Below are 26,223 nucleotides of genomic sequence, written 5' to 3' on the forward strand. Positions count from 1 at the left end.
AGGGGCGTACACTGACCGTCAGCTACCAGCGCTGGCCTTTCTGCTGCTCCCAGGTCCAGGCGTGGGCGATGATGGTATCGAGATCGGCATATTGCGGTTGCCAGCCAAGGAGCTGGCGTGCCTGGGTGCTGTCGGCCACCAGGATGGCCGGGTCGCCGGGTCGGCGCGCCTGTTCCTGGACGCGGATTTCTTTGCCGGTGACCCGCCGTGCGCTGTCGATGACCTCTTGCACCGAGAAGCCCTGGCCGTTGCCCAGGTTGAGGGCGAGGCTTTCGCCATCCTGTAGCAGATGCTCCAGAGCCAGGAGATGGGCACTGCACAGGTCCCAGACGTGGATGTAATCGCGGATGCAGGTGCCATCGCGGGTCTGGTAGTCGTTGCCGAAGACGGAAATCTGCGTCCGCCGGCTACTGGCGGCCTGGAGTACCAGGGGAATCAGATGACTTTCGGGGTCGTGGCGCTCGCCCAGTTCGCCGCTGGGATCGGCACCGGCGGCATTGAAGTAGCGCAGGCAAACCGAACGCAGCCCGTAGCTGTGCCCGAGATCGGCCAGCATCTCTTCCACCATGCGCTTGGAGCGCCCGTAGGGATTGATGGGCTGGGCGGGATGCCGTTCATCGATGGGGATGTATTGCGGTTCACCAAAAATGGCCGCAGTAGACGAGAAAATGAACTTGTCTACCCCATGGCGACGCATGGCATCGAGCAGGTTGAGGGTGTTGACGACGTTGTTACGGTAGTAGCGGTCGGGGACCTGTACGGACTCGCCAACCTGACTGAGGGCGGCAAAATGGAGTACGGCAGCGAAGGCGTGTTTGGCAAAGAGGCGGTCGAGCAGGGCGCTGTCCGCCAGGTCACCCGTGACCAGATCGCCATAGCGGGCGGCGTCGGCAAAGCCGGTGCTGAGGTTGTCGAGCACGGTGACAGGATACCCGGCTTCCGCGAGCAGCTTGACCATGTGCGAGCCGATATAGCCGGCACCGCCGACGACGAGCATGGGGGGCTTCATATAATGACTGAGCTTTCAGCAGCGCGTGGAACCTGCAGGCAAACTGGCGTCCCCAGGGGGGTTCGAACCCCCGTTACCGCCGTGAAAGGGCGGTGTCCTAGGCCGCTAGACGATGGGGACCAGGAGCGCGAACTTTACCCGGAATGGGCGGGCAGTGCAATAGCCTTTGTGAATGCTGAGCAATCATCCCCGTCTTGCATACCGACCGATCGGTCAGTAGACTTGTGAAGATCTGGGGAGGGCCCATGAGCGAATCCGAGAACACTTCCGTGGTGGCCATTACGGTGGCGGTGATGTTGGCGGTGGTCATGCAGGTGCTCGATCTGACCATCGTCAACGTGGCCCTTACGTATATGCGCGGCTCCCTGCAGGCCAACAGCGATCAGATTACCTGGGTGCTCACCAGCTACATGATCGCTAACGTCATCCTCTTGCCCCTTACCGGCCTGCTGGTGGAGCGCTATGGGCAGCGCACCGTGATGCTGTGGAGCGTGGCTGGCTTTGTGGTCGCCTCGGCGCTCTGCGGGCAAGCGCACAGCCTGCCGGAAATCGTGCTGTGGCGCTTGTTGCAGGGTACCTTTGGCGCGTCGCTGGCGCCGGTGGGGCAGACGATCATGCTGCATACCTACCCCGCGCGAAAACGCGGTCAGGCCATGGCCATCCTCGGCATGGGCATCATGCTGGGTCCGATTCTGGGGCCGACCCTGGGCGGCTGGCTCACCGATACCTTGAGCTGGCGCTGGGTCTTTTACGTCAACATCCCCTTCGGCATTCTCGCATTTTTACTGCTCCAGACGGTGCCGAACATCGGGCGTAGCGATCATCCACGTCCGGTGGACTGGCTGGGTTTTGCGCTCATGGCCATCGGTTTTGGGGCGTTGCAAGGTGTGCTCAGCCTGGGTAACGAAGACGACTGGTTCAGTTCGCACACCATCATCATCCTGAGTCTGGTTTCCGCCCTGGGATTACTGTTCTTCGTGTGGCGCTCGCTGTCGGTGGAGCATCCGGTGGTGAACTTGCGCCTGTTGAAGGACGCCAATCTGTCGCTGGGCAGCGCGGGCATCGGAATTTTTGGCCTGGCCTTGTTTGGGGCGATGGTCATCCTGCCGATCATGCTCGAGGATTTCCTGCATTATGAGGCCTTCACCACCGGTCTCGTCATGGCGCCACAGGGAATTGGTGCTATGCTGGCGATGGTCGTCGCCGGGCGCCTTCTGGCGCGCAATGTGAATCCGCGTGACATTGTTCTTGTCGGCATCTTCTTCGGTGCCATCGGCAGTTGGTTTACCACCAAGTACAATCTCGACATCAGCATGGGCTGGGTGATTTGGCCATCATTCGTTCGTGGCTTGGGCCTGGGCCTGGTCAGTATTCCCCTCTTTACCCTGGCCTTTTCGACGATCGACAGAAAGGATCAGGCCGAGGGCTCGGGTATCTTCAATCTGATGCGCACCCTGGGCGGCAGTATTGGCATCGCCATTGTGTCGACGGTAATGACCCAAGGCAAGCAGATAGGATGGAATCAGATGGCTGGGCATATCAACCCTTTCAACCCGGCATTTCATCGCTTCATTGCGGCGATGGGTATGGGCGAAAGTCCGCGTGCGTGGCAGGTGCTGGGGAATGTGGTGGTGTTGCCGCAGGCAGGGATGCGCGGCGTGCTGGATGCATTCATTCTGACCTTTTATAGCTTTCTCGTCTTGATTCCGCTGGTGCTCCTATTGCGCCGCCCGCCCGAGCCGGTCGATCCGGGCGAGAGCGGCGAGGCTTTAGGTCACTGAGTCATTGCTCTTCGGCAGTGTTTTCGAGACCAGCGGCTTGCGGCAGCCAGAGGGTGCGGGCGAAACCCCAATCCAACAGCTTGAGCCCCGCCCAGGAGGCCTTCCAGAAGCCACGGCTTTCATCGGTAAAGGAGGGGACGCCAAGGACGACGGCAATCAGGGTCATGTTTCCCTGGGTGCCCGTCACTACCAGGCAATGACCGGCGGCATCGGTGTAGCCGCTCTTCATGCCGGTAACGAAGGGTACGCGCCCCACCAGTAGGTTGGGATTGGGACTGGTGATGCCGGCGTAGGTGAAGTTTTTATGGCCGAAAAAGGGCAGGTATTGCGGGAAGCGCTGCAGGATGTTGCGGGTGAGGACGGCCTGGTCGTAGGCGCTGGAGAAATTGTTGGGGTGGGGCAGACCGTCGGGATTGTTGTAGGTGGTGGAGAGCATGCCGAGCTTCTGCGCGCTGCGGTTCATCTGTTGCACAAAAGTGGGCACGTTCCCGCCGACCAGGACGGCGGCCTCCACCGCGGCATCGTTGCCCGAGGGTACCGTCATGCCGAGGATGAGCTGGGCCAGACTGAAGGGCAGGCCAGCGCGGAGAAACATCGACGAGCCACCGGTTTGCAACGCCGCTGGGCAGGGAGTGTATTGGCCGTGTAGGTGTAGGTGTCCCGAATCGATGTCCTGAAACAGTAAATACAGGGTCATCAACTTGCTCAGGCTGGCGATGGCGTAGGGCTTGTACGCGTTTTTGGCGGCGAGGATTTGCCCCGTTTCGGCATTCATGAGGATGTAGGAACGCGCATCGATGGGCGGCAGGGCGGAGATTCCCTCGGCCCGTGCGCTATTGCCAAGGCTGAGCCAGCAGAACATGGCAAAAAGCAAAAAATACAAATGGTTGCGAATCTGTTTCTGTACCGGGACCATGGTGGTACCACTCCATGCTAAAGTTATGGTTTAGAGTTTAGGCGTTTTTCTCTATTTTTCAATAGGTTTTTTAGGAGACGGATATGCAGGTTCTGGTCGGCGCTGCGGCCGCCGTCAGTTTGGCTGCCAGCAGTCTATGGGGACACCCAGGCCTTTGGGCCATTGCTGGCGCGATTGTCTTTGTCGCGTTCTACGTGCGCGCGGTGATCGGCTTTGGTTCCGGTCTGATTTCCGTGGCGTTGCTGACCCTGTTCTTTCCGATCAAGGAAGTCGTGCCGGTGGTGCTGCTGCTTGATCTCTTGGGTTCGGTGCTGTTGGGTGCCTATGACTTTCGCGAAATTCGCTGGCCGGAACTGGGCTGGCTGGTGCCAGGGAGCCTGCTGGGGCTTCTCGTGGGCGCCTTCATTCTGGCCGACAGCGACGCCCAGGATCTGACGCGCTTTCTGGGAGTCTTCATTCTGGGCTATGTGGCCTATGCGACGCTGCTCAAACCGGAACGACTGCCGCGTTTGTCCTTACCCTGGGGCGTGCCGCTGGGTACCTTTGGCGGGATCATCGGCAGCCTTTATGGTGGCGGTGGACCGCCCATCGTTGCCTATCTGCAGATGCGCCACCTCGACAAGCGCGCCTTTCGCGCGACCTTTCAGGGTATTGCCCTGACGGACAATATCGTGCGGGGCCTCATGTATTTTTTCCTGGCTCTGCTCACCGGGCCGCTGGCCTTGGGGTTTCTGGCCCTAGCGCCAGCAACTCTGCTTGGGCTCTGGGCCGGGAATCATCTGCACTTTAGAATTAATCAAAAGCTGTTTTTGCGGGCGACGCTGGTTGTATTGGCCATCGTCGGCATCAAATATCTTGTGTGATCGAAAAAGGAGCGAGCCATGATTTCAGCGGAAGAGCTGCGCCGCCGCGCGCAGGGGGCGATGTCTCTGCATATTGCCTTCATTGGGGTGGTGAATGGATTGTTTTCTGCCTTGCATAGCTTGCAGAGGGCAACGCCGGCAGAGTTGGCCCAGGCAACGAACTTGGACGTGGGATATTTGCAGCGCTGGTGCGATGCGGCGTATGCCTTTTCCTGGCTGGAGCGGGAGGGCGACGGCTTCCGTTTGAGCGAGGATGGCGACAGTATGCGCCCTGAGCGACCGGATAGCCGAATGGCGGCCGCCGTGGGAGCGGTTCTGGGTGCCCATATGGCTGAGCGGGCAGCGGGTTTGATGCGCACCGGTGAGCGTCCTGGCGAGAAGGTGCTCGCCGAGCGCGAAACGATTCTGCCGTGGTTTGGAAGTATGTTGGAGCACAATTTCCGGCGCACTTTTGAAGAAAAAATCGTGTCCAGCGTTCCGATATTTGCGGAAATGAATGCGCGCCAGGGGCTCGCGGTGGACCTGGGCTGCGGAAATGGCTGGTATCTGCGGGCCTTACTGGGTAAATGTGCGCAGCTGCGCGGTCTGGGGCTCGATGGCTTTGCCGAAAATGTGCGTCAGGCGACTGCCCTGGCTGCTGCAGAGGGGTTGGGCGAGCGTCTTCGCTTTGCGGAAGGCGATATTCATCAGTTTCAACTTCCCGAGCCCGCGGATCTCATCGCCATGAATCGGGCGCTGCACCATGTCTGGGAAGAGCGGGGTGAACTGTTCGCACGTTTGCATGAAGAATTGCGGCCAGGGGGGGCAGTGGTGATCTGGGAGCCGGCCTGGCCTGACGATAGCCTGCTCCTGCGCGAACCGGCGTACCGCGGCATGGCCTTCCAGAATCTGACCGAGCACATACAAGGGAATCACTTCCTGCGGCCGGACGAGATCTCGCAAGCCCTTTCTGCCGCAGGTCTTGCCGCCAGCATCCAGCCGGTGGGCAGTGATGTCGTCGTGGTGGGGCGGCGGCCCTGATCGCATTGCATTTGCGCAGCGCAGCGGCTATCATTCGCCTTAATCGTTGGGGCGGTAGCTCAGCTGGGAGAGCGTCGCGTTCGCAATGCGAAGGTCGGGAGTTCGATCCTCCTCCGCTCCACCAAAATTCAGCGCCCAACTGGTCTCAGTTGGGCGTTTTTATTGCTAGGCGGTGCGATGAGATCGAACCATTTTTGGGTTTGACATGACGATGGACTTCGGCAGCATCGATGTCCTGCGCAGTCACCACCCTGCCTGGCGGCTGCTGCGCTCTGACCATGCGCCGCTGGTGGCGAGCTTTCTGCACCGCGTATTCGTGGCGCCCAATGTGCGGGTGATGGCCGCCGCCGACCTGTCCGAGGCGCTGGAAGACGAGTTGTACGCCTTGCGTCTGCAACTCGGCGAAACCGCCTTTCCCAAGCCCGCACTCGACTATCTGAACGACTGGGCGTCGCCGGACAAGGGCTGGCTGCGCAAGTTTTACAAGTCTGGTACGGACGAGGCGCAGTTCGACCTCACGCCTGCGACCGAAAAGGCTATCGCATGGCTGGAGCAGCTTTCTGAGCGGCAGTTCGTTGGCACCGAATCGCGTCTGCTCACGTTATTCGACCTGCTGAAGCAGATGAGCGAGGGCTCCGAAGCCGATCCAGCCAAGCGCCTTGCTGACCTGCACAAAAAGCGCGATGAGATCGACGCCGAGATCGCACGGGTCATGGCGGGAGATGTACCGCTGTTGGACGATACGGCGTTGAAGGATCGCTTTCAGCAGTTCATGCAGGGCGCGCGCGAGTTGCTCACGGATTTTCGCGAGGTGGAGTACAACTTCCGCCAGCTAGACCGGCGCGTGCGTGAGCGCATCGCGCTATGGGAAGGCAGCAAGGGTGCGCTGCTCGAAGAAATTATGGGAGAGCGCGATGCGATTGCCGACTCCGATCAGGGCAAGAGCTTCCGCGCCTTTTGGGAGTTCCTGCTCTCTAGCCACCGCCAAGAGGAGTTGACCGTCTGCTGGAACGGGTGCTTCAGCTTCCTGCAGTGGCGGCCGTGCAGCCCGATGCCCGTACCCGCCGTGTGCATTATGACTGGCTGGAGGCCGGCGAACACACCCAACGCACGGTGGCGGCCTTGTCGCAACAGTTGCGTCGCTTTCTGGACGATCAAGCCTGGTTAGAGAATCGCCGCATCATGGATATTCTGCACGGCATCGAGAGCAAGACCCTGGCGCTACGAGATGCGCCGCCGACAGGCAACGTGATGGAAGTAGCCGAGGCGCAGGCCGACATTGAACTGACAATGGAGCGCCCCTTGTTCACGCCGACCGTGAAGCCGGTAATCACCAACCTGGTCTTGGAGGCCGGAGACGAGGGCATCGACCCATCAGCATTGTTCGAACAGGTAGTGGTGGACAAGGCGAGGCTGACTCGTCATATCCGCCATGCCTTGCAGGATAGGGCACAGATCAGCCTGCGCGAACTGGTGGCCGACCAGCCCCTGCAGCACGGCTTGGCCGAGCTGGTGGCCTATTTGCAACTGGGTAGCGATGCCTTCAACGCAGTGGTGGACGAGGACGCGCCGGAAGCCATTCAGTGGCAGGCAGAGGATGACCGTGGCGCACCCGTGCGTCGTGCGGCTCGCCTGCCGCGGGTGATTTTCCTGCGCTAACGGAGAACGAAGCAGGGTATTCAATGGAAATAGAACAAGACTTCACCAGTGCCCCGGCCGCGCCTGAGATGGATTTGTCGACCTTGCTGATCGGACTGTTGAAAGGCGTGCAGTACCGCGAGCAGTCAGAACGCCAGTGGACGGCACTGCTGCACCTGCAGGCTCGCGTGCGGGATTACGTGGCGGTGCTCAATCTGGAACTGGTGCTGGATGAGGCCGAGGGGTACGCCTTTTTGAAAAGCCGTCCGGAATCAGCGGCGGATGATCCGACGCCACGTTTGCCGCGTCTTGTCGCGCGTCGCCCCTTATCGTTTCCGGTGAGTCTGTTGCTGGCTCTGTTGCGTAAGAAGCTAGCCGAATTCGATGCCGGCGGCGGTGACACACGTCTGGTGCTGTCGCGTGACGAGATCGTTGAGCTGGTACGGGTTTTCCTACCGGATGGACCCAACGAGGCCAAGCTGATCGACCAGATCGAAAGCACCATCAACAAGGTGGTGGAACTGGGCTTTTTGCGCAAGCTCAAACCGGCCAGTGGGAGCTTGGCAGGACAAGGCAATTACGAGGTCCGGCGCATCTTGAAGGCCTTTGTGGACGCCCAGTGGCTGGCCGAGTTTGATGCCCGCTTGGCAATCTATCAATCTGCCCTGTTGGGTGCGGCATCGGCACCGGAGGCGCACGATGATTGAGCAGCAGAGCATGGAGCTGGGCCTGGTGGCAGACGATGCGCTGTCGGGCTTTCGCCTCTCCCGGCTAGAGGTTTTCAACTGGGGTACCTTCGACGGCCGGGTTTGGACGCTGCAACTGGACGGCAAGAACGGGCTGCTCACCGGCGATATCGGTTCCGGCAAGTCAACGCTGGTCGATGCCATCACCACCCTGCTGGTGCCGGCTCATCGCATCGCCTACAACAAGGCGGCCGGCGCGGACAGCCGGGAACGGACTCTGCGATCCTATGTGTTGGGACATTATAAATCCGAACGCAATGAGGTCACCGGAGTGTCCAGGCCAGTCTCCCTGCGCGACCATAGCAGCTACTCTGTCATTCTTGGCGTATTTCACAACGCGGGTTACGACCAGACAGTGAGTCTGGCGCAGGTGTTCTGGATGAAGGAGGCGCAAGGGCAGCCCGCCCGCTTCTTCCTCGGAGCTGAGCGTGATCTGTCGATTGCGGAGGATTTCGCCAACTTCGGTACCGACATCGCGGCGCTGCGCAAGCGACTGCGCGGCAATGGTGCCGAACTGCACGACAGCTTTCCGCCCTATGCCGCGTGGTTCAGGCGCCGCTTTGGTATCGAGAATGATCAGGCGCTGGAGTTGTTCCACCAGACAGTGTCGATGAAGTCGGTTGGCAACCTGACCGACTTTGTCCGCAATCATATGCTGGAGCCGTTCGAGGTGGCATCGCGCATCCAGGCGCTGATCGCACACTTTGACGATCTCAACCGCGCCCATCAGGCCGTGCTCAAGGCACAACAACAGGTGGAATTGTTGACGCCGCTGGTGGCCGACTGCAAACGGCATGGCGAACTGGTGAGCGAGGTGGATCATCTGCGGCATTGTCGCGACGGACTGCGTGCGTACTTCGCCAGCCTCAAACTGGGGTTGCTGGACAAGCGCCTGGGTCTGCTGGATGAAGAATGGAACAAGTTCGATGGGCAGTTGCGACGCCTGGACGGCACGCGCGAGGAGCAGGGGCGACAGGTCGATGAATTAAAGCAGGCCATCAATGATAACGGTGGCGATCGTCTGGAGCGGCTCGCTGCTGAGATCCGCCAGAAAGAACGCCTACGCGATGCACGCCAAGCCAAGTATGGGCGTTTTCGCGAACTGGCAGCCGTTTTGGGGGAGTCAGCCCCCCGCGACGAGGCCGGCTTTGCCGCGCAGCGGGCGCAATTCAATGCGTGGCGGGAAGAGGTCCAAAACCGCGATGCCGACTTCCAGAACGCGCTGACCGAGCATAGTGTGAGTTTGCGCCAGGGGAAGCTTGAGCACGACCAACTGACAGTAGAAATCGCCAGTCTCAAACGCCGGCGCAGTAACATCGACGACCAGCAGATTCAGGTCCGCTCCGCCCTGTGCACCGCACTGGGTCTAGATGTGGACGGCATGCCCTTCGCCGGGGAGTTGATTCAGGTCCGCGAAGAGGAGCGCGACTGGGAGGGTGCGGCGGAAAGACTGCTGCACGGCTTCGGCCTGTCGCTGTTGGTGCCGGATACCCACTACAAGGCGGTGGCGGAGTGGGTGGACAGTAGCCATCTGCGCGGGCGCCTGGTCTATTTCCACGTTCGACCCCGTAAAGCCTCCGAGTTGCCGGAACTACACCGTGAATCATTGGTGCGGAAACTCGCCATCAAGCCTGATTCGCCGTACTACGACTGGCTCGAGCGCGAGCTCGCCCATCGCTTTGACGTGGCTTGTTGCGCCACGCAGGAACAGTTCCGCCGGGAAACGCGGGCCATCACCCGTGCCGGGCAGATCAAAGACCCGACTGGTCGGCACGAGAAGGACGACAGGCACCGCATCGGTGATCGCAGCCGCTATGTGCTTGGCTGGAGCAACAGCGCTAAGATTGCCGCGTTGGAAGCCAAGCGTGGCCAGCTCGAAACCCATCTTGGCGAGCTGGGCAGCCAGATCAGTAAGATCGATGCTGAGCGCAAGGTACTACGGACCCGGCTTGATGCCCTGACCCGCCTGGAAGAGTTCACGAGCTTCGAAGAACTCGACTGGGCCAGCGTGGCGACGGACATCGCCGCACTCGAAGATGAGCGCCAGAAACTGGAGCAGGCATCGGATGTCCTCAAGCAATTGCATGAGCGTCTGCGGGAACTGCAGCAGGCGTTCAAGGGCACCGAAGAGGCATTGCAATCCGTGCGCGACCGCCGCGCCAAGATAGAGCAGCGCCGCTCGGACGCCCAGGAACAGCGTCAGCAGACGGCCTTGCTGATGCAGAACGCTGCCGTTGCTGCTGAGTTGTCGAATGCCCTTGAGGCCATGCGAGCCGAAGCCCTGGGCGAACATCAGCTGACCGTAGAATCCTGCGACAACCGCGAGCAGGAGCTGCGCGCCTGGTTGCAAGCGCGGATCGATGCCGAGGATGGCAAGGTAAAACGCCTCGCCGAGAAGATCATCAAGGCGATGGCGTCGTTCAAGGAGACCTTCAAGCTGGAAACGGCCGATATGGATGCTAGCCTGGAAGCCGCCTTCGAGTTCGAGAACCTGTTGACGCAGCTCAATCGTGATGACTTACCGCGTTTCGTGCATCGTTTCAAGGAGTTGCTGAACGTCAACACCATCAATGAGATTGCCAACTTCAATGCCCAGTTGGCACGCGAGCGTGAGACCATCAAGGATCGCATTGCCCAGATCAATAAGTCGCTCTCGGAAATTGACTACAATCCTGGGCGTTACATCGTGTTGGAGTCGCAGGCCAGCCCGGATGCCGAGATCCGCGATTTTCAGCAGGATCTGCGCGCCTGTACCGAGGGTGCGGTTACCGGGTCCGACAACACCCAATATTCCGAAGTTAAGTTCCTTCAGGTCAAAGCCATCATCGACCGATTCCGTGGCCGGGATGGATTGTCGGATCAGGATCGGCGCTGGACCGCGAAGGTCACGGACGTGCGCAATTGGTTTCTGTTTGCAGCGAGCGAGCGCTGGCGCGAAGACAACACAGAACACGAGCACTATTCGGACTCAGGTGGTAAATCGGGCGGCCAGAAGGAGAAACTGGCTTACACCATTCTCGCCGCCAGTCTGGCCTACCAGTTTGGGTTGGAATGGGGGGCAGTGCGTTCGCGCTCCTTCCGCTTTGTGGTCATCGACGAGGCGTTCGGGCGTGGCTCGGACGAATCGGCTCAGTACGGCTTGAAACTGTTCCGGCAACTTAACCTGCAACTGCTGATCGTCACGCCCCTGCAGAAGATCCACATCATCGAGCCCTTTGTGGCTAGCGTGGGATTCGTGCACAACGAGGGTGGCCGGGCCTCCAAGTTGCGCAACCTGTCCATCGAGGAGTATCGGACGCAGAAGGCCAAGGGTGCTGCGACGATAGCTGCAGCGGTGCCGCAGACCGCGTAGGAGATTTCGCCGTGACGTGGACGACGCCAAAGGAATTGAAAGCGCAGTTGGCGCGGCTCTGGGATCGCGGCGAACTGCTGCGGGATGTCGTGACGGGCAGCACCCGTTTCCCCTTGCGCCTGACCATCAAGGGTCCCGCGTCAGCCGAGATCACCGAGCGCTTTGATGCCGTGCGCAGCTGGGCGGCGGAATTGGCCAGCATCAGTCCATTGCGTTTGGAGTGGCGTGAGATTCGCCATCGGGTGCAGGGCTTGCAGAGCCTCCCGTCGCGGGTCTGGATTTACTCGCTGGAGGATGCGCTGGGTTGGCTCGGCAAGCACCGCGAGTGGGAGCGGTTTTCCGCCCTGCTGGCGATGACCCGGCTGCAAAATCCTTCCTTGCTGCCCTGGCTGGAAAAGCGGCCCTTGCAGGCCCTCGAACTGGCGGATGAATGGCCTCGTTTGCTGGCCGTGGTGGGTTGGGTCGGTAAGCATCCACGGCCGGCGGTCTATCTGCGCCAAGTGGACTTGCCCGGCGTGCATAGCAAGTTCATCGAGACGCACCGTGCCGTATTGGCCGAGATGCTCGACTTGGCCTTGCCGGCGGATAGCGTGGATAGCACCAAGACCGGTGTTGCGCAGTTTGCCGCCCGCTACGGCTTTCTGGATAAACCCCTGCGGCTACGCTTCCGCATCCTCGATCCCGGGATTCACGCGGTCGCCGGTACGACATGCCCTGACATCACGCTCGACGCCGACAGTTTCAGCCAACTGGCCATCGCGGTGCGACGGGTATTCATCACCGAGAATGAAACCAACTTCCTCGCCTTCCCAAACATACCAGGAGCGATCGTCATCTTTGGTTCCGGATACGGTTGGGACGCACTCGGGGAGGCCCGGTGGCTGGGGCGCTGTGCCATCCATTACTGGGGCGATATCGACACCCACGGCTTCGCCATCCTTGATCAACTGCGGAGTCACTTCAGCCACGTCGATTCGTTCCTCATGGATCGCGCCACCCTCGATGCCCACGTTTCCTTCTGGGGACGGGAGGACAAGCCATTCCGCTGCGATTTGCAGCGGCTGACACTCGAGGAGTCTAGCCTGTACGACGACCTACGCGACAACCGTATCCGTGAAGGACTGCGGCTGGAACAGGAACATCTGAACTTTGGCTGGGTGCGCGAGCGGATGGATCAGTTGCTGCGACAGGACTGAGTAAAGACTGTATTGCGTTATAGTCCATCAAGGAGCCAGATGATGCAGTACTCATCACAAGTCAAACCAAGACGCAGGAAACCTTGACGCTGCTGAAGAATTCTCGCGCTGGGCAATGCGGAAATCGATCTTGGCAAGGCAAGCCATCAGCCAAGCAAAGGGTTACATCTATGTGATTGGCAACGCGCGGCGGGATATGCAGGGGGCGTTGGCGCATCGCCTGTTTGGGACTTGACGACTGAAGGCACGCAGGTAAGCGCAGCGGTGCTCATTGGCCCCGCCGTAGCTCGTGTTACTGTCTGGCTTCGGATTCCAGACTGCGCAAGCTTTCTTCCGTTCCCGCTGCAGCGGTGAGGTCGGCGACATTTTCCTTGGTAAAAAATCCCTCGAAGCCGTGAAAGCGCTGCACATACTCGATGATGAGAGAGGTGTGCGTCGAGGCACGAGAAAAAATCTGCTTCAGGCCCTCCTGCTCGGAGCCGATCACCTGCAGCAGGAATTCCTGCCCGCACTCCGCCAGGCTGGATACCACGTAATCGATGTTGGTCTTGCCTTGGGTTTTGCCATCCCGCACGGCAACGGCAATATGATGCAAACGCGGGCCAAAATTGCGCACAAAAGATTCCGTAGGAGAGGGAATTTGCAATAGGTGATTACAAAAATAGGGATGATTGGCAGCCGTGAAGACCTTTGCCGGTGTATGCAGAACGTCATCATAATGCAGGCTTTTGGTGACGTTGGTGGATGAGTTTTGATCTGGAATATCGTAGGATCCCCAATAGTAGTAACTGGATAATCCAAGGTACTCGAGAATAGCAACTTCTCGATTCTGGCTATATATGCGGGTAGCCAAATGATCGATTGGCAAGAGGAGTTCGCTGATTTTTACCCGTTCCCGCAACTCTTGTGCTTGCTCAAACGCCGCCTGCATGTCCGGATCGATGCGCGAATTTCCTAGGGCGTAGACGCGAATATCGTTGTCCGGGCGCTCCCAATACCCGATGATATTGTGGGTGTAGGGCGAAGGCTTGACAATCGCCATGTTTCCCGGGAGCTCCATCTGCCGAATTTGCTCCTGGTTGAAAAAACGGATTTCACGACTCTTTTGAATTTCGACTACTTCATGCAAATTTTCCACCTGAAAAATCTCTCCCATATAGCGCGCATTTGGTTTCTTCGCGCCAATGGGATACACCTCGTTCAGGCTGCGAAAGATGCCGCGCAAATCGGGGTCCTTGACCTCTCGCACCAATACATCTGGATAATTCATGTCGATGCGCAGGATGTGGGTCAGATGCTGGTCGGTGTCGAGCGTGACCAGATAGTTGTAGGGCGTCATCAAACAGAGTTCGCGGATGTACGCAGCGGAATGTCCGGGCTCGAGGGTCATCATCAACGCATCGATGCGACGGATGTTTTCGGTCAGTCCGAGCCTGTCTCGCTCTTCCAGGAGGCGTGGCAGCCATTCTTCAAAGAAAGGAGAGTTGGCTTTGTCGCCCTGTCGAGGATGCGCAGTATAACTGTTCACGATTTGCTCCTTGGATTGACTCCGTTTCTTCACCGTGCGCGACCCGAGGGAAACGAACCCCCACTTTAGAAGTTAGAGGGTCAAAAACAGGCATTTGTTCCCTTTTTCGCGCCATGGCTTACAGAAATAAGCGGATAACTAACAATGAGGTATGCCATATTTCTAAAACGCCGTTCCCTAATAGGGCTGTTCGTTCCCGACATCAGTATGGCACCAGGGTGGCGCGGGGATCAACGGCTTAGATCCTCCAGGTGCTGACGTCAGGCGCGCTTACGACCCGGCAATCGTTTCCGCAAGAGAAAACCCTAAGCCATTGTTTTATCTGGCGCGCCCAGAGGGAATCGAACCCCCAACCTACGGCTTAGAAGGCCGTTGCTCTATCCGGTTGAGCTATGGGCGCCTACCCTTATTGTAAGCTAGGTAAGGCGCATCTCGCTAGGCATTTTCGTCCTTCCTTTGCTACCATCCGCCCGGAGGGGAGGCGCCTCATTTCTGGGGCCGCGCCGGAATTGAGAGGGATGGGCATTGCGTGTTATGAAACCTTACATCTGGGCGCGTCTGCTGCTTGGCGCTGCGATTCTTTCCGTGACCTCGTGCGCGCAGTCGATTCCCCAGACACCTGCGCCCCAGCCCGTGGTGCCAGCGCCTCCCGCTACCTCAGCGACCAAGGCCACGGTCTCGCCCAGCGATCGCTATCTGGATCGTATGGCGATCATCGATGCCCGCAAGGATTTTCGCCAAAGCCCGAATCCTGGTTATGTGCTCGACGCCCACTCGGTCATCCGTTTTCCCAGCCTGGGCCCCACTGGTGTGATTATCATTGGGGATAGCATCCTGACTGGGTGGTCCGGCTATTTTGCGCATGTATTTCCCAATGCTTTTCTCGATGGCCGGGTCGGCCGACAATTTTCCTCGGCCATACCCATCTGGCGAACGCTACAGGAAAATGGGATGACCCACAAAGTGGGTTATGTGGTGGTCGAATTGGGGACCAACGGCGAGGTTTTGCCGCAGGACATGCAGACCTTTTTGCAGCTGGTTGGCGACCGTCAGGTGTTGCTCGTTATGCCGGAAATGCCCCGACCATGGGAGCACGAGGTGCAAGACCTTTACCTCCAGACCGCGGCTACCCACTCTAATGTCCATCTGGTGCGCTGGGACTTGCTCAGTCGCAACCATCCCAGCTACTTCTGGACTGATCGGGTACACCCAACCTGGATGGGTATCCAGGTGATGGTGCACGCCATCGCCACCGATCTGCAACAGGTGATCGCTACCAAGCACAACTGAATTTTTCTTTCTGGGAAACAAGCGTGCTGCTATATATTGATTATCTCAAATTTCTGGCCATTTTTGCGGTCATCGCCTTCCATATTCATGACACCATCAGTTTTAACTATCCCTGGTTCTCCGGTGGTTATCTGGGAGTTGATGTTTTCCTTCTGTTATCAGGGTTTCTGATCGAAAAATCCCTTGGCCGTGGGCGCCAGAGTTCATTGGCGCAGCGTAGCAAGGATTTCTTTGCGCGACGGTTTTCCCGTATTCTCGTTCCTATGCTGGTGGTGACCGCCATCCTGGCGGTACTGCTTTGGTCGACCCATCTGCTCACCGGATGGGCGCCTGTCTGGTACTCGGCGATCCTCGGCTACAACTTTTATCTGGTCCTCCATCATATCCCCTATTTTCAGGTGTACAGTTACCCTCATCCGTTTTTGGGGATGTGGTTCATTTCTCTATTGGGTCAGTTATATCTGCTGCACTTTTTATTGCGTACTTCATTGCTAGGGAAGTGGTGGTACCGGACCGTTCTGGCGTTACTATTTTGTATAAGTTTGGGCTCTGCCTGGTGGCTGATGAGCCAGGGTAGTCTGAATGCCGCCTATGTGCTTCCCAGCCATGCTTTTCCCTATCTTGCCGGCGCGTTATTGACCGAACTGGGCTGGGCCCGGCCCCGGGAGACAGGAAGGAGCAGCTTCGATGGCTTGGGTATCCTCGCCATCCTGCTGCTGCTGGCGCTTTTTGTTTTGGCCCCCTACGAAAATTTTGTGTATTTTTCCCTTGCTACAACCGCCCTTGGCGTGGTCTTCCTGCTGGCCGCCGCGCGCGCGGCCTGGTTGCCACGACTGCAACTGCTGGTCTTGGGTAAACTCGGGGAGATGTCCTATTCTCTGTACCTGTGGAATGTTCCGGTCGTTGCTTTGGTCCACTACTACTTCCCACAGACTTCCATCGCCAGTCAGGCGTTGTTTTCGCTTTCTCTGCTGCTGTTGCTGTCGGTGCTGTCCTACCTGCTGCTGGAACTGCCATTGCAGGCGGCCTTTCAAAAGCAGGTGCGACATGAAGTAGGCAGCCGAGCTTTCGTGTCGGTGCTCGTCTTGCTGGCGCTGGCCAGTGTGGGCTGGTGGCAGGCCAGTCGACTGGGACAGGAGGCGGTACGTCTGCAAGCGCAAGCGCAGCACGATGCTCTCTATCGGCAATATCTGGAGAAACGGGTGGCCAGTATGGGACGGGATCTGCAAGCACTGACGGGCGCCAAGACCCTCTCGGCTGCCGAGGCCAAAGCACACGCAGATTCCCGGGCCAACAAGGTCCTGGAAAGCAATACCGATCTGATGCAGTGGCAGCCTCATCCCGGTCTGGGCTTTCTGTATAATGGGCAAGAACTGCGCAGTAATCCGGCCTATCCCGAAAAGCAGGTATTGTTCATAACCGACTCTATTCTGTTGGGTTGGTCTGGGTATGTGATTCACATGGTTCCAAACGGGATTCTAGATGGTCAGGTGGGCCGCTCGTTTTTCCGGGCACAGCCGGTGCTACAGAAAATGTTTCAGGACCCAGCCTATGCCAAGGTTGCCTATGTTGTAGTAGAGCTGGGCAGCAATGGCTATGTTCAGTGGTCTGATCTGGAAAATTTCGTGCAGGCAGTGGGGAATCGTAAGATCCTGTTGATTGTCCCGTCCGTACCGCGCCCGTGGGAAAACGAGGTGCGCAGTATGTACGATCGCGCTGCTGCCAAGTATCCGAATATCACCTTGCTGCATTGGGACCGTATCAGTGACGGTCATCCAGGCTATTTTGTGGCCGATCAGGTCCATCTCGATTGGGATGGTGCGCAGGCCCTGATGCAGGCGGTGCTCCGCACCCTCTATCAAATGGGGTATCGCAATCCGCCGCCGCCAAAAGCGATCTTCGCCAACGCCGTGCCAGCCAGCAAGCCAGCGCCCAGCGCGAAACCGTCTGCTGCGACCGCGCCGACCCCGGTTTCCGCTGCGGCCATTTCTGCTGTGACGGAGGGTGCCTCTGCCAACGCTACGCTGGGTGCTGCTGGATTGTCGGCTACAGGCCCGGTTGCCGAAGCATTACGAAAACAGACTGCGGTACAGATGGGCGAACCCTTTGGTAAAACGACCAGCGGACAGAACCATTGGGAAGAGAATCAGCAATGGCAGGGAGCTCAGGAGAGCGGCGCTGAGATACTGCAGAATCCCGGCCAAACAGAAAGTAATGCCTCTCGGCAGCAGGTTGGGGAAGAGGACGCTGGCAAACAGCGCCGGCAATTCCCCACCGATCAGGCCCAGAGTCCCGACGTTGGGGGACAATAGCAAAAGATTGCCATATCGAGTTCTGCACATGACCTTTGCCAGGCCTGACAGATTGTGGCGGGCGGCGCGCCGCAGGCCCCATTTTTTGACGTGCAGTATGACTCCGCGGTACACTCCGCGCGTCGGAGAGATGGCCGAGAGGCTGAAGGCGCTCCCCTGCTAAGGGAGTATGGGGCTAAACACTCCATCGAGGGTTCGAATCCCTCTCTCTCCGCCACTTCCCCACCCTAAAAATTCCTGAAAATCGGCCACTTTCTTCCTGCTGCCCAGCTTGAAGCTCGTTATCCCCGTGCTTCCCAAGATTGGCTGGGGCTCGCCTTACCGTGCTTAAAGATGCTTCTGAATCAAGCGTTTTCTCTTGTCCGACGTGGGCGTTTTAAGCCCTGTAGTCAGTCATGCGCAAGTGTCGCTTAGGCCAGGCTAAGCGGTTTGTGTTTTGGAATGATTCTTAGTGATCATTATTCGCATTCTCTGACACAGTTGCTGAATTGATATTGTCAGCAAAGCGACAGGACACGAACACGGCAACTAGGGCGACCAAATCCAAGGAACCAGTAACGGCCGCTGCGGTTGGTGCTCCGTACAGGCTAAGAAGAGCGTACAGGCGAGCCCAGCCAAACCAATCAGGAATCCGAATAGTTGGCCAAGCGTAAGGAGTCGCCGACCCGAATCCAATCTGAAGAGATCGCTTCTGCGGATGACGCGGGTTCCTGATAAAAGCGGCTACGCATGGGCTGGTTCTGGGTTGGGTAAAGCTGAAGAACCGTCGCAACTCCTTCAAAAAAGGCGTGCAATTTTTTCTGCTTCATGATCCCATCTCCCCGGTAAATAAGCCTACACTACTTTTATCACTATAGCGCATCTGCAGCTCTGGAAATCCCCTAGGGCAGTTCCATACTTCACCAAATGCCAGCAGGGTTTCCGGGTGCGCGCAACCTGCCTTCTTTGCGCCCTTAAGGCTCTTACGAAAAGTTCCCAATCGCTCTCCGTAAGAGGTCGATGTGTTACGGCGTTCTCGCTCTCGCACTCTGTTGTGACACGAGTTGGCGAGGGCTGCAAATCCGTGTACCTCACGCTTCCACCAAGCGCCGCACCTTTGGGGGATTCTGCCGGATTTGCCAAAGATCATATTGTGCTTGCTGGTTCAGCCAGGATTCGGCACTCCCGCCGAAGGCCGCAGATAGACGGAAGGCCATTGCAGGGCTAATGCCGGTGTGCCCGTTCAACAATTCAGACAGCGCCTTGCGGGTAACGCCCAACGCCTCGGCGGATTCCGTGACGGAAAGCCCCAAAGGGTCTATGCATAATTCCCGGATGATTTCGCCAGGGTGCGGGGGGTTGTGCATCATCTCAGTGCCCTCTCAGTGATAATCCAGATAGTCTACGTCCATGGCATCCGATCCCGCGAAGCGAAAGATCAGCCGCCAGTTACCTGATACAGACACCGCCCAGAACCCCGCCAGATCGCCCTTGAGCGCGTGCAACCGTGCTCCGGGTAGGTCCATATCCGCAGGACTCAGGGCGGCATTCAATCGCGCTAGCAGCACCCGCAACCGCTTCTCCTGCTCGGCTTGGATACCTGCCTTGCTGCCAGTCTCGTAGAACTGGCGCAATCCCTTATGCCGGAAGCTCTGGATCATGTCTGTAACTCATTAGGTGACAGTATAGATCACAGAGAGCGCGGATCAAGTCACCTGCCGCAGCGGAATTACCCCGCCACCTGCCAAAAACGTCGCCCAATCGCTCATTCCCTGCAGCGCGGAAAACTTTTGAAAGACGCAAAAAAAGCGCCGCATGGGCGGCGCTTTCAAGCACGGGAGACTCCTGCATCAGGCAGCGGGACTGCTGTTCCCTCCCAGTAGCTGCTCGCGCTTGTCACGGATGTCCTTAGCTAAGGCCATGTACATGGCGGGCACCACAAAGAGCGAGAAGAGCGCACCAATGGCCAGCCCGGTACAAATCACCAGACCCATCTGGTAACGCGAGACCGCGCCGGGCCCCGTCGCAAATACCAGGGGCAGCACGCCGAGGACCATCGCCGCCGTCGTCATCAGGATGGGGCGCAGACGGATACTGGAGGCCTTTTCGACCGCCGCGCGTTTGTCGAGACCTTCGTGCAACTGAATACTGTTGGCAAATTGCACGATGAGGATGCCCTGCTTGGCGATCAAACCGATCAGGGTGATCAGACCCACCTCGGTGTAGATGTTGATGGAGCCGAAGCCCAAGCTGATGAAAATGAGTGCACCGCTGATCGACATCGGCACAGTGATCAGCACGATCAGTGGATCGCGGAAGCTCTCGAACTGTGCTGAAAGCAACAGATAGATCAACAGAATGGCTAGCAGGAAGGTGACCAGTAGTCCACTTTTCTCCTGTTCGTACTGCCGGGACTGGCTCGCGTAGTTCACCTGGTAGTCGCTCGGCATCACTTTTTCGGCCGCTTGGCGCAGGAAGCTGAGCGCCTGCCCCATGCTCACTCCGGGTTTGGGAATCGCCTGTATCGTCGCCGCATTGAGCTGGTCAAACTGTGGCAAAAACTGCGGTTCGGTGCGCATCTCGATGCTGACCACCGTCGACAGTGGCACCAGGGCGCCGCTGGCGGTGCTGATGTAGTAATGCTTCAGCATGCCCGGATCGGCACGAAAGCTGTCCGGAACCTGGGGGATGACCTTGTAACTGCGCCCGTCCATATCGAAGCGGTTGACGTAGTTACCACCGAGCAGCGGCTGCAGGTCTTGAGCGATGGCCTCCATGCTGATGCCGAGGTTGCCGGCAAGGTTGCGGTTGATTTTCAGCACCACTTCCGGGTTGTCGATGCGCAGATCCTTCGTGGCATAAAAGAACAATCCGCTTTGGTAGGCCGCGCCGACGACCTGTTCCGCCACCTTGTCGAGCTTGGTGTAACTGCCAGGACTCTGCAGAACGAATTGCACCGGCAGACCACCGGCCGAGCCCGGCAACGACGGTGGCAGGAAGGAGGCTGTCTGCAAGCCGGTAACCGACTGCAACGCTTGCTGCACCTTGGGTTGTAGCTCCATCGCCGTAGTGCTGCGTTGACTCCAGGGCGTCAAGCGCATACCTGCGACCAAGCTGTTGCTGGCGGCACCGCTGCCTATTGATATGCCGGTAACCATGAAGGTTGCCGCCTTCTCAGGATACTGGTCGTATACGTGGAGTACCTGTTTCCCGTATTTCACCAGTTCTTTTGGCGTGATTGTGGGACCGCCGGTATCGGCGCTGAAGATGATCCCCTGATCTTCCTGCGGTGCCAATTCCGATTTGGATGTGGTGAACAAGAAATAGACACTGGCGAAAACCACCGCGGCAAAGAGCAGTGTCACCGGAACATAATTCAGGCTGCCACGGAGGAGGCGATCGTATAAGCGGGAAAGGCCACTGAAGCGCTGGTCGATAAAATGCTCAAAGCCGTGCTCCTTGGTAGGCCGCAGCACTTTACTCGCCAGCATCGGCGAGAGGGTGAGAGCGACAATCATCGAAATGAACACCGCCGCGACCAGGGTAAAGGCAAACTCGCCAAAGAGACTCCCGGTAAGCCCGCCCATGAAGGCAATCGGTGCGAAGACCGCGATCAGCGTCGTGGACATGACGACGATGGGAGAGCCGAGCTCGCGACCCGTGAGCATTGCCGCCTCGAAAGGAGATTTTCCTTCATCGATGTGGCGGTGGACATTTTCGACCACGATGATGGCATCATCCACCACCAGTCCAATAGCCAGCACGAAGGCGAGCAGGGTAATGAGGTTGATGGAGTAGCCGAGACCCCACATGATCAAACCTGCGCCAACGATCGCCAGCGGAATGGCGACGGCGGGAATGACCGCTGCGCGCCAGGAACCCAGGGTGAGGAAGATCACCAGCAGCACCACCGCCAGGGTAATGCCGATGGTCAGCATCACCTCATCCAGAGAGGCCTTGATGAAGACGCTGGCATCATAGGGGATGGCCTCATGCAGACCCGGTGGTAGCCCTTTGTCGATGTTCTTCAGTGCCGCCTTGACACCACTCGCTACATCCAGAGAATTCGCCGATGGCGATTCCTGGATGCCGATGAAGGCGGCAGGGCGACCGTCGAAGAAGGCATAGGAGGTATAGTCCTGCGCGCCCAATTCGACCTTGGCGACATCCTTGAGACGAATCAAGGTGTCACCGGACTGGGTAATGACCAGGTTTTTAAATTCCTGCACGTTATGCAGATTGGTGGTGGCAACTATGGTGTTCTGCACCGTCTTGCCCCGCGTCTGCCCGACGGCAGAGATAAAGTCATTTGCCTGCAGGGCCGTCGACACCTGTGCGGCGCTGATCCCCAAGGCCGCCATCTTCTGCGGGTTGAGCCAGATACGCATGGCGTAGGTGTTGCCGTTACCGGCGCCGGGCGGCAGGATCTGCGCCTGGCCGACTCCCGACACGGTAGCCAGCTGCGGCTGTACCACGCGCAGCAGGTAGTCGGTGATCTGCTGCTGGTTCAGTGAATTGCTGTAAAAGGCCACATACATCAGGTCGGTGCTGCTGCCGACGGTAACGTTGATGACCGGTAACTGGCTGCCCGTCGGTAACTGATCCGTCACCTGCTGTACCTTGGCCTGAATATTGGCCAAGGCAGAGCTCGGATCGGTGCCGAGCTGCATATAGACGGTAATGGTCGACGTGCCCTCGGAACTGTTCGAGGTGAGATAATCAATATGTGGCGCACTGGCGATCACCTTTTCTAGACGCGTGGTCACAAAACCCTGCACAGTGGATGGGCTGGCGCCAGGGTAGGCCGTGGTGATGGTGACCACGGTGTTGGTCAAAGCCGGATATTGCCGCACCGTCATCATCAGAAAGGCGTGCAGGCCTAGCAGAAAGATCACCAGATTCAGTGCCGTGGCCATTATCGGCCGGCGAACGAAAATTTCCGTAAATCGCATAGGAGGGCCTCAGTGTGCCGCGGCGACGCTAACCAGCGCACCATTCGTCAATTTGACCTGTCCGGCGGTGACAACCAGCTCGCCGGCCTTCAGGCCCTTGCTGATCGCGACCTGACCATCGCGCTCTTCGCCCGTTTGTACCACGCGCTGCACGGCAATCTGGCTTTTCTTGCCATCTACCGTTTTATTTTCGACGACATAGACAAAGTTGCCATAGGTGTTGTAGGTGATGGCTGCCACCGGTACTGTCAATACCTTCTGGGTTACGTTGCGAACCACCGTGACATTGCCAAACATCCCCGGGCGCAGCACATCTTTGGGGTTGTTCAGGGTTGCCTGAATCTCGATCTGCCGCGTCTGCGCGTTGATGGCGGAACCCAGTGCCGTGATCTTGCCGGTGAATGCCTGGTCGCCGGTGGTGTCCGAGCGAAATTGTACTGGCGTCCCGACCTGCAGATCCGGGAGATCACTCTGCGGCAAGGTAAAGTCGACGTAGAGCGGATCCCAGCTCTGCAAATCGGCAATGGCGGTACCTGGCGTCACATACTGACCCACATTCACCTTGCGAATTCCGATATGACCGCTGAAGGGTGCGGTGATGGCAAGCTTGTGCAAGGTCGCTTCGTCATTCTGCACGGTGGCCTGATCGACGGCATAGGTCGCCTGTGCCTGATCAAGTTGCGCCTGGCTCGCCGCCTTGTCGGCAATCAAGGTTTGCGTGCGCTTGAGATTGACCTCCGCCAGACGCAGATTGGCGCGGTCTACCTGCAGTTGCGCCAGCTGGTTACTGTTGTCGATCTGCACCAGAAGCTGTCCCGCCTGTACCACGGAGCCGGAATGAAAATGGATGGCAGTGACGTTGCCAGCAATCTGTGTGCTCAACTCTGTGCCTTGTATGGCATTGAGAGAGGCAACGGCCCGCAGTTCGGGGTGCCACTCCCGTTCCCGCACCTTTTCTGCGGAAACGGAAAATACCGGTTTGGGCGCGTTGGCCATGGCCTTGGCAATCATTTGATTGACATAGGCCTTGAAGCCGAAGATGCCACCAAAAAGAAGGACCAGTCCGATGATGACGATAGCGTATGCTTTTTTCATTGGGGATCTCCGGAAGGTTTTACCGGGGGGATGGAAACTTTCTGCAGCTTGGGTGCCCCTTTGCCGGGCTCATGCCACCAGCCGCCACCAATGGCGACGAGCAAAGCGGCGGTGTCCTGATACCGTTGCGACTCTGCCTGTACCACCGCAATTCGGGCGCTGTTGTACTGGATCTCGCTGGTCAACAGGGTGAGGTAGTCACTAGCGCCGCTGCGATAGCTCACCTCGCTCAGATGCAAGGATTTTCGCGCAGCATCGAGTGCTGCCTGCTGCGCGCGCAGGGTTTCGGCATCGCGCTGCAGAGCGCGCAAGGCATTGGCTACCTGGCCAAAGGCACCGAGAACCGTCGTCCGATACTCCTGAAAGGTGACTTCGTAGGCGGCCTTGGCCTCGGACTCCTGTGCGCGCAGCTTGCCACCCTCAAAAATGGGTTGCGAGAGGCTGCCCAGCAGACTCCAGATACCGCTCACTGGATCGAAAAAGAGACCCGGGTGGGCAGCGGTGGAGCCAATGGAGGCGCTGAGTTGCACGGTCGGAAAGAACTGCGCCTTCGTTTCACCGATGGTGGCATTGGCGGCCTTCATCTGTGCCAGTGCTGCCTGAATGTCCGGTCGTTGCTTGAGCAGGATCGAGGGCAGGCTTACCGGGATCTTTTCCGGCAGGGTCAGCTGATCCAGTTGCAGTTCAGGAATCCTGGCCTCGCCGGGAAATTCGCCAAGCAAGGTCGCCAACTGATGATCATAGACGGTGAGCTGCTGTTGCAGAGGCGGCAGTTTCGCCTCCTGGCTGGCGAGCTGACTGGCCTGGGTGACGACGGTGTTGTCGTCGATCGCGCCAGCCTGGTATTGCAGCTGGGTCAACTGCAGTAGTTTTTTCTCGCGCGCGATGATTTCCTGAGTCGCGGCAATCTGTGCCCGGGTGGCTGCGGCATCGATGGCGGTGGTGACAATGTTGCCGCTCAGGGTCAAGCGCGCAGCCTCTAGTTCCCAGCGCTGATAGTCGACCAGGGCCTTACTGTTTTTGTAGACCAGGCGATTTACACCAAAGATATCGGGATAATACGAGACCCCAAGACTGCCGGTGACGAGAGAATAGCGGAACCCGCCCTGGCCGCCACCAAAGGCCGCCGACGATGCTTTGGTACGTGTGGCTTGCAGGCTGCCGGTGACTTGGGGATAGAAGATACTGGCGTTCACTCGTTCTACTGCTTGCGCCTGCCGCAACTGCGCCTGTGCCTGCGCAACCGTTGGGCTGTTCTTCAGGCCCGTCTGCACCAGTTCGTTGATTTTCTGGGAGTGAAAAAGCTTCCACCACTCTTCGTCGAGCGCCTTACCATAGACGAATTCCTGCGCGGACCCGGCTGAACCTGCGGCGGATACCGTACTTTTGGGATTGCCCTTAGCGTCATAGGGAATGTGATCGCCGGGGGTATGTGGCACGCGCAGCTTCGGCTCAAAGCTGCAGGCGGAAAGCCCCAGAGCCAAAGGCACCAGCAGTGCTAGGAACCGGTAAGAGGGCAGGGAAGAAGACATGGGCGGGGACTCCAGGGGTTTGACCGACCGTTCGGTATAATGCGTATTACCTATGATTTTGTCAATCCAAAGCAAATGATGTCAAAATGTAAAGGGCCTTGATTTTACAGCGCGTGCGACGCATATTCACGTACACCAAACTTGATGGTTTTTCGGAGCGTTCACCATGATTCGTCGTACCCTTCTCATCGGCCTTGCGGCCTCCAGTTTTGTGCTGCTTTCCCCTGTAGCGATGGCGGAGCCGACGGTGCCGCAGGTCATCCAGTCCATCCAGGGGGGTCAGTACGCCCAGGCGCAGCAGCAGCTTTCCGAGGTCCTTGCCGCGCATCCCAATTCTGCACAGGCGCAGTATCTGGAATCACGTTTGCTGGCGAAAGAGGGCAAATGGGCGGCGGCTGCCGCTGCCTTGCAGCGCGCCAAGAGCTTCGACCCCAGCCTGTCTTTTGTGCAGCCCAAGGTATTGACTGGTTTTGAAAAGCAGTTGCAGCAAAAGGTTGGGAAAGCAGCCCCTGCTGCAGCGGCTAGCGAGAAGTCGCATTCCCGACTGGGCGCGGCCATCGTCTGGTTTCTGGGCTTGATTGCCGTCATCGCCGGGATCTCCTGGTTCCTGCGCCGCCGTCGGCAACAACAGGCCATGGCCTACCGCCAGATACAGCCCGGCTTTGGCAATATGGGCGGATTTCCCGGACAGGGGGCTTACGGTCCGCAGGGGCCCTACGGTCCTGCCGGGGCGCCGCAGGGTGGCGGCATTGGTTCCGGTCTGGCCTCGGGTATTGCCACCGGCGTGGGTATTGGCGCGGGTATGGCAGCGGGTAATGCCCTCGCTGGTAGTCTCTTCGGCCATCGCGATGGTGAAAATGGCAGCAACGATGCTGGTCAGAACGATCAGTTCGGCATGACCGACGCCTCCTGGGGCGGAGACGATCCTTCTGCGGGGGATTTCGGGATGGGTGGAGACGACGACAGCTGGCTGTGATGATTGGCGCTTGGCAGGCCTCGTCTTGCCAAGCATCA

General features: G+C 58.5%; 18 protein-coding genes, 4 tRNA genes and 1 pseudogene. 12 read left to right on the forward strand and 11 right to left on the reverse strand.

Annotation, left to right across the window (positions count from 1 at the left end):
* Positions 1 to 22 precede the first annotated feature (22 nt).
* On the reverse strand, positions 23 to 997 hold the full coding sequence (galE, locus tag AC2VNM_RS03010; RefSeq protein ID WP_486912863.1) for a UDP-glucose 4-epimerase GalE: 975 nt from the start codon (positions 995 to 997) through the stop codon (positions 23 to 25).
* A gap of 56 nt (positions 998 to 1,053) precedes the next feature.
* Positions 1,054 to 1,129: transfer RNA gene (locus AC2VNM_RS03015), tRNA-Glu, on the reverse strand.
* Between the two features lie 125 nt (positions 1,130 to 1,254).
* Between AC2VNM_RS03015 and AC2VNM_RS03020 the strand changes: the two genes are divergently transcribed.
* The gene (locus tag AC2VNM_RS03020) at positions 1,255 to 2,790 is read left to right on the forward strand and encodes a DHA2 family efflux MFS transporter permease subunit (protein WP_483165660.1); all 1,536 of its coding nucleotides are present in this window, start codon (positions 1,255 to 1,257) and stop codon (positions 2,788 to 2,790) included.
* A 1-nt stretch (position 2,791) separates the two neighbouring features.
* Here AC2VNM_RS03020 and AC2VNM_RS03025 read toward each other — a convergent pair whose 3' ends face one another.
* Positions 2,792 to 3,706, reverse strand: a complete 915-nt coding sequence (locus AC2VNM_RS03025; RefSeq protein WP_483190172.1) for a D-alanyl-D-alanine carboxypeptidase family protein — start codon at positions 3,704 to 3,706, stop codon at positions 2,792 to 2,794.
* Between the two features lie 83 nt (positions 3,707 to 3,789).
* On the opposite strand from AC2VNM_RS03025, the gene AC2VNM_RS03030 reads away from it, so the two are divergent.
* The 7 genes and pseudogenes from AC2VNM_RS03030 (at position 3,790) to AC2VNM_RS03060 (ending at position 12,521) form a co-directional block, all read left to right on the forward strand.
* Positions 3,790 to 4,569: a sulfite exporter TauE/SafE family protein gene (locus AC2VNM_RS03030; protein ID WP_486912864.1), complete on the forward strand. Its 780-nt coding sequence runs from the start codon at positions 3,790 to 3,792 to the stop codon at positions 4,567 to 4,569.
* 18 nt (positions 4,570 to 4,587) lie between these two features.
* A complete protein-coding gene (locus AC2VNM_RS03035) occupies positions 4,588 to 5,589 on the forward strand; it encodes a class I SAM-dependent methyltransferase (RefSeq protein WP_486912865.1) in 1,002 nt (333 codons plus the stop codon).
* 48 nt (positions 5,590 to 5,637) lie between these two features.
* Positions 5,638 to 5,713: transfer RNA gene (locus tag AC2VNM_RS03040), tRNA-Ala, on the forward strand.
* Between the two features lie 87 nt (positions 5,714 to 5,800).
* Positions 5,801 to 7,248: pseudogene (locus AC2VNM_RS03045) on the forward strand (DUF3375 domain-containing protein).
* A 23-nt stretch (positions 7,249 to 7,271) separates the two neighbouring features.
* On the forward strand, positions 7,272 to 7,934 hold the full coding sequence (locus AC2VNM_RS03050; RefSeq protein ID WP_486912866.1) for a DUF4194 domain-containing protein: 663 nt from the start codon (positions 7,272 to 7,274) through the stop codon (positions 7,932 to 7,934).
* Positions 7,927 to 11,325, forward strand: coding sequence for an ATP-binding protein (locus AC2VNM_RS03055; RefSeq protein WP_486912867.1), 3,399 nt, complete (start codon positions 7,927 to 7,929; stop codon positions 11,323 to 11,325). The genes AC2VNM_RS03050 and AC2VNM_RS03055 overlap by 8 nt, the downstream gene beginning before the upstream one ends.
* A gap of 11 nt (positions 11,326 to 11,336) precedes the next feature.
* Positions 11,337 to 12,521 (forward strand): DUF3322 domain-containing protein, encoded by a 1,185-nt coding sequence (locus AC2VNM_RS03060; RefSeq protein WP_486912868.1) that lies wholly within the window; start codon positions 11,337 to 11,339, stop codon positions 12,519 to 12,521.
* A 292-nt stretch (positions 12,522 to 12,813) separates the two neighbouring features.
* Here AC2VNM_RS03060 and AC2VNM_RS03065 read toward each other — a convergent pair whose 3' ends face one another.
* Both AC2VNM_RS03065 and AC2VNM_RS03070 read right to left on the reverse strand, forming a co-directional pair.
* Positions 12,814 to 14,049 (reverse strand): hypothetical protein, encoded by a 1,236-nt coding sequence (locus AC2VNM_RS03065; RefSeq protein ID WP_483165652.1) that lies wholly within the window; start codon positions 14,047 to 14,049, stop codon positions 12,814 to 12,816.
* 323 nt (positions 14,050 to 14,372) lie between these two features.
* A tRNA-Arg gene (locus AC2VNM_RS03070) sits at positions 14,373 to 14,449 on the reverse strand.
* Positions 14,450 to 14,583: 134 nt separating this feature from the next.
* Here AC2VNM_RS03070 and AC2VNM_RS03075 point away from each other — a divergent pair.
* The 3 genes from AC2VNM_RS03075 to AC2VNM_RS03085 all read left to right on the forward strand — a co-directional run bounded on the left by AC2VNM_RS03075 (position 14,584) and on the right by AC2VNM_RS03085 (position 17,868).
* Positions 14,584 to 15,339, forward strand: coding sequence for an SGNH/GDSL hydrolase family protein (locus tag AC2VNM_RS03075; RefSeq protein ID WP_486912869.1), 756 nt, complete (start codon positions 14,584 to 14,586; stop codon positions 15,337 to 15,339).
* Between the two features lie 23 nt (positions 15,340 to 15,362).
* Complete coding sequence (locus tag AC2VNM_RS03080) at positions 15,363 to 17,651, forward strand: acyltransferase family protein (RefSeq protein ID WP_486912870.1); 2,289 nt, start codon at positions 15,363 to 15,365, stop codon at positions 17,649 to 17,651.
* Between the two features lie 124 nt (positions 17,652 to 17,775).
* A tRNA-Ser gene (locus AC2VNM_RS03085) sits at positions 17,776 to 17,868 on the forward strand.
* A 406-nt stretch (positions 17,869 to 18,274) separates the two neighbouring features.
* Here AC2VNM_RS03085 and AC2VNM_RS03090 read toward each other — a convergent pair.
* From AC2VNM_RS03090 to AC2VNM_RS03115, 6 genes are all read right to left on the reverse strand, one after another.
* Positions 18,275 to 18,460, reverse strand: a complete 186-nt coding sequence (locus AC2VNM_RS03090; protein ID WP_483165649.1) for a hypothetical protein — start codon at positions 18,458 to 18,460, stop codon at positions 18,275 to 18,277.
* Positions 18,461 to 18,721: 261 nt separating this feature from the next.
* Positions 18,722 to 19,000, reverse strand: a complete 279-nt coding sequence (locus AC2VNM_RS03095) for a HigA family addiction module antitoxin (protein ID WP_483165648.1) — start codon at positions 18,998 to 19,000, stop codon at positions 18,722 to 18,724.
* A gap of 12 nt (positions 19,001 to 19,012) precedes the next feature.
* Positions 19,013 to 19,291, reverse strand: coding sequence for a type II toxin-antitoxin system RelE/ParE family toxin (locus AC2VNM_RS03100; protein ID WP_486912871.1), 279 nt, complete (start codon positions 19,289 to 19,291; stop codon positions 19,013 to 19,015).
* 189 nt (positions 19,292 to 19,480) lie between these two features.
* Complete coding sequence (locus AC2VNM_RS03105; protein ID WP_483165646.1) at positions 19,481 to 22,582, reverse strand: efflux RND transporter permease subunit; 3,102 nt, start codon at positions 22,580 to 22,582, stop codon at positions 19,481 to 19,483.
* Between the two features lie 9 nt (positions 22,583 to 22,591).
* Complete coding sequence (locus AC2VNM_RS03110) at positions 22,592 to 23,677, reverse strand: efflux RND transporter periplasmic adaptor subunit (protein ID WP_483165645.1); 1,086 nt, start codon at positions 23,675 to 23,677, stop codon at positions 22,592 to 22,594.
* Positions 23,674 to 25,209, reverse strand: a complete 1,536-nt coding sequence (locus AC2VNM_RS03115; RefSeq protein WP_483165644.1) for an efflux transporter outer membrane subunit — start codon at positions 25,207 to 25,209, stop codon at positions 23,674 to 23,676. The genes AC2VNM_RS03110 and AC2VNM_RS03115 overlap by 4 nt, the downstream gene beginning before the upstream one ends.
* Before the next feature lie 166 nt (positions 25,210 to 25,375).
* Between AC2VNM_RS03115 and AC2VNM_RS03120 the strand changes: the two genes are divergently transcribed.
* On the forward strand, positions 25,376 to 26,185 hold the full coding sequence (locus AC2VNM_RS03120) for a tetratricopeptide repeat protein (protein WP_486912872.1): 810 nt from the start codon (positions 25,376 to 25,378) through the stop codon (positions 26,183 to 26,185).
* Positions 26,186 to 26,223: the final 38 nt, after the last annotated feature.

This window comes from Acidithiobacillus sp. TH-A67, assembly GCF_057473545.1.

Coding starts and splice junctions, on each gene's coding strand:
- AC2VNM_RS03100 (WP_486912871.1), bottom strand. CDS start 19,291: ATGATCCAGAGCTTCCGGCATAAGGGATTGCGCCAGTTCTACGAGACT.
- AC2VNM_RS03035 (WP_486912865.1), top strand. CDS start 4,588: ATGATTTCAGCGGAAGAGCTGCGCCGCCGCGCGCAGGGGGCGATGTCT.
- AC2VNM_RS03055 (WP_486912867.1), top strand. CDS start 7,927: ATGATTGAGCAGCAGAGCATGGAGCTGGGCCTGGTGGCAGACGATGCG.
- galE (WP_486912863.1), bottom strand. CDS start 997: ATGCTCGTCGTCGGCGGTGCCGGCTATATCGGCTCGCACATGGTCAAG.
- AC2VNM_RS03050 (WP_486912866.1), top strand. CDS start 7,272: ATGGAAATAGAACAAGACTTCACCAGTGCCCCGGCCGCGCCTGAGATG.
- AC2VNM_RS03095 (WP_483165648.1), bottom strand. CDS start 19,000: ATGATGCACAACCCCCCGCACCCTGGCGAAATCATCCGGGAATTATGC.
- AC2VNM_RS03075 (WP_486912869.1), top strand. CDS start 14,584: ATGAAACCTTACATCTGGGCGCGTCTGCTGCTTGGCGCTGCGATTCTT.
- AC2VNM_RS03115 (WP_483165644.1), bottom strand. CDS start 25,209: ATGTCTTCTTCCCTGCCCTCTTACCGGTTCCTAGCACTGCTGGTGCCT.
- AC2VNM_RS03110 (WP_483165645.1), bottom strand. CDS start 23,677: ATGAAAAAAGCATACGCTATCGTCATCATCGGACTGGTCCTTCTTTTT.
- AC2VNM_RS03120 (WP_486912872.1), top strand. CDS start 25,376: ATGATTCGTCGTACCCTTCTCATCGGCCTTGCGGCCTCCAGTTTTGTG.
- AC2VNM_RS03030 (WP_486912864.1), top strand. CDS start 3,790: ATGCAGGTTCTGGTCGGCGCTGCGGCCGCCGTCAGTTTGGCTGCCAGC.
- AC2VNM_RS03090 (WP_483165649.1), bottom strand. CDS start 18,460: ATGAAGCAGAAAAAATTGCACGCCTTTTTTGAAGGAGTTGCGACGGTT.
- AC2VNM_RS03025 (WP_483190172.1), bottom strand. CDS start 3,706: ATGGTCCCGGTACAGAAACAGATTCGCAACCATTTGTATTTTTTGCTT.
- AC2VNM_RS03020 (WP_483165660.1), top strand. CDS start 1,255: ATGAGCGAATCCGAGAACACTTCCGTGGTGGCCATTACGGTGGCGGTG.
- AC2VNM_RS03105 (WP_483165646.1), bottom strand. CDS start 22,582: ATGCGATTTACGGAAATTTTCGTTCGCCGGCCGATAATGGCCACGGCA.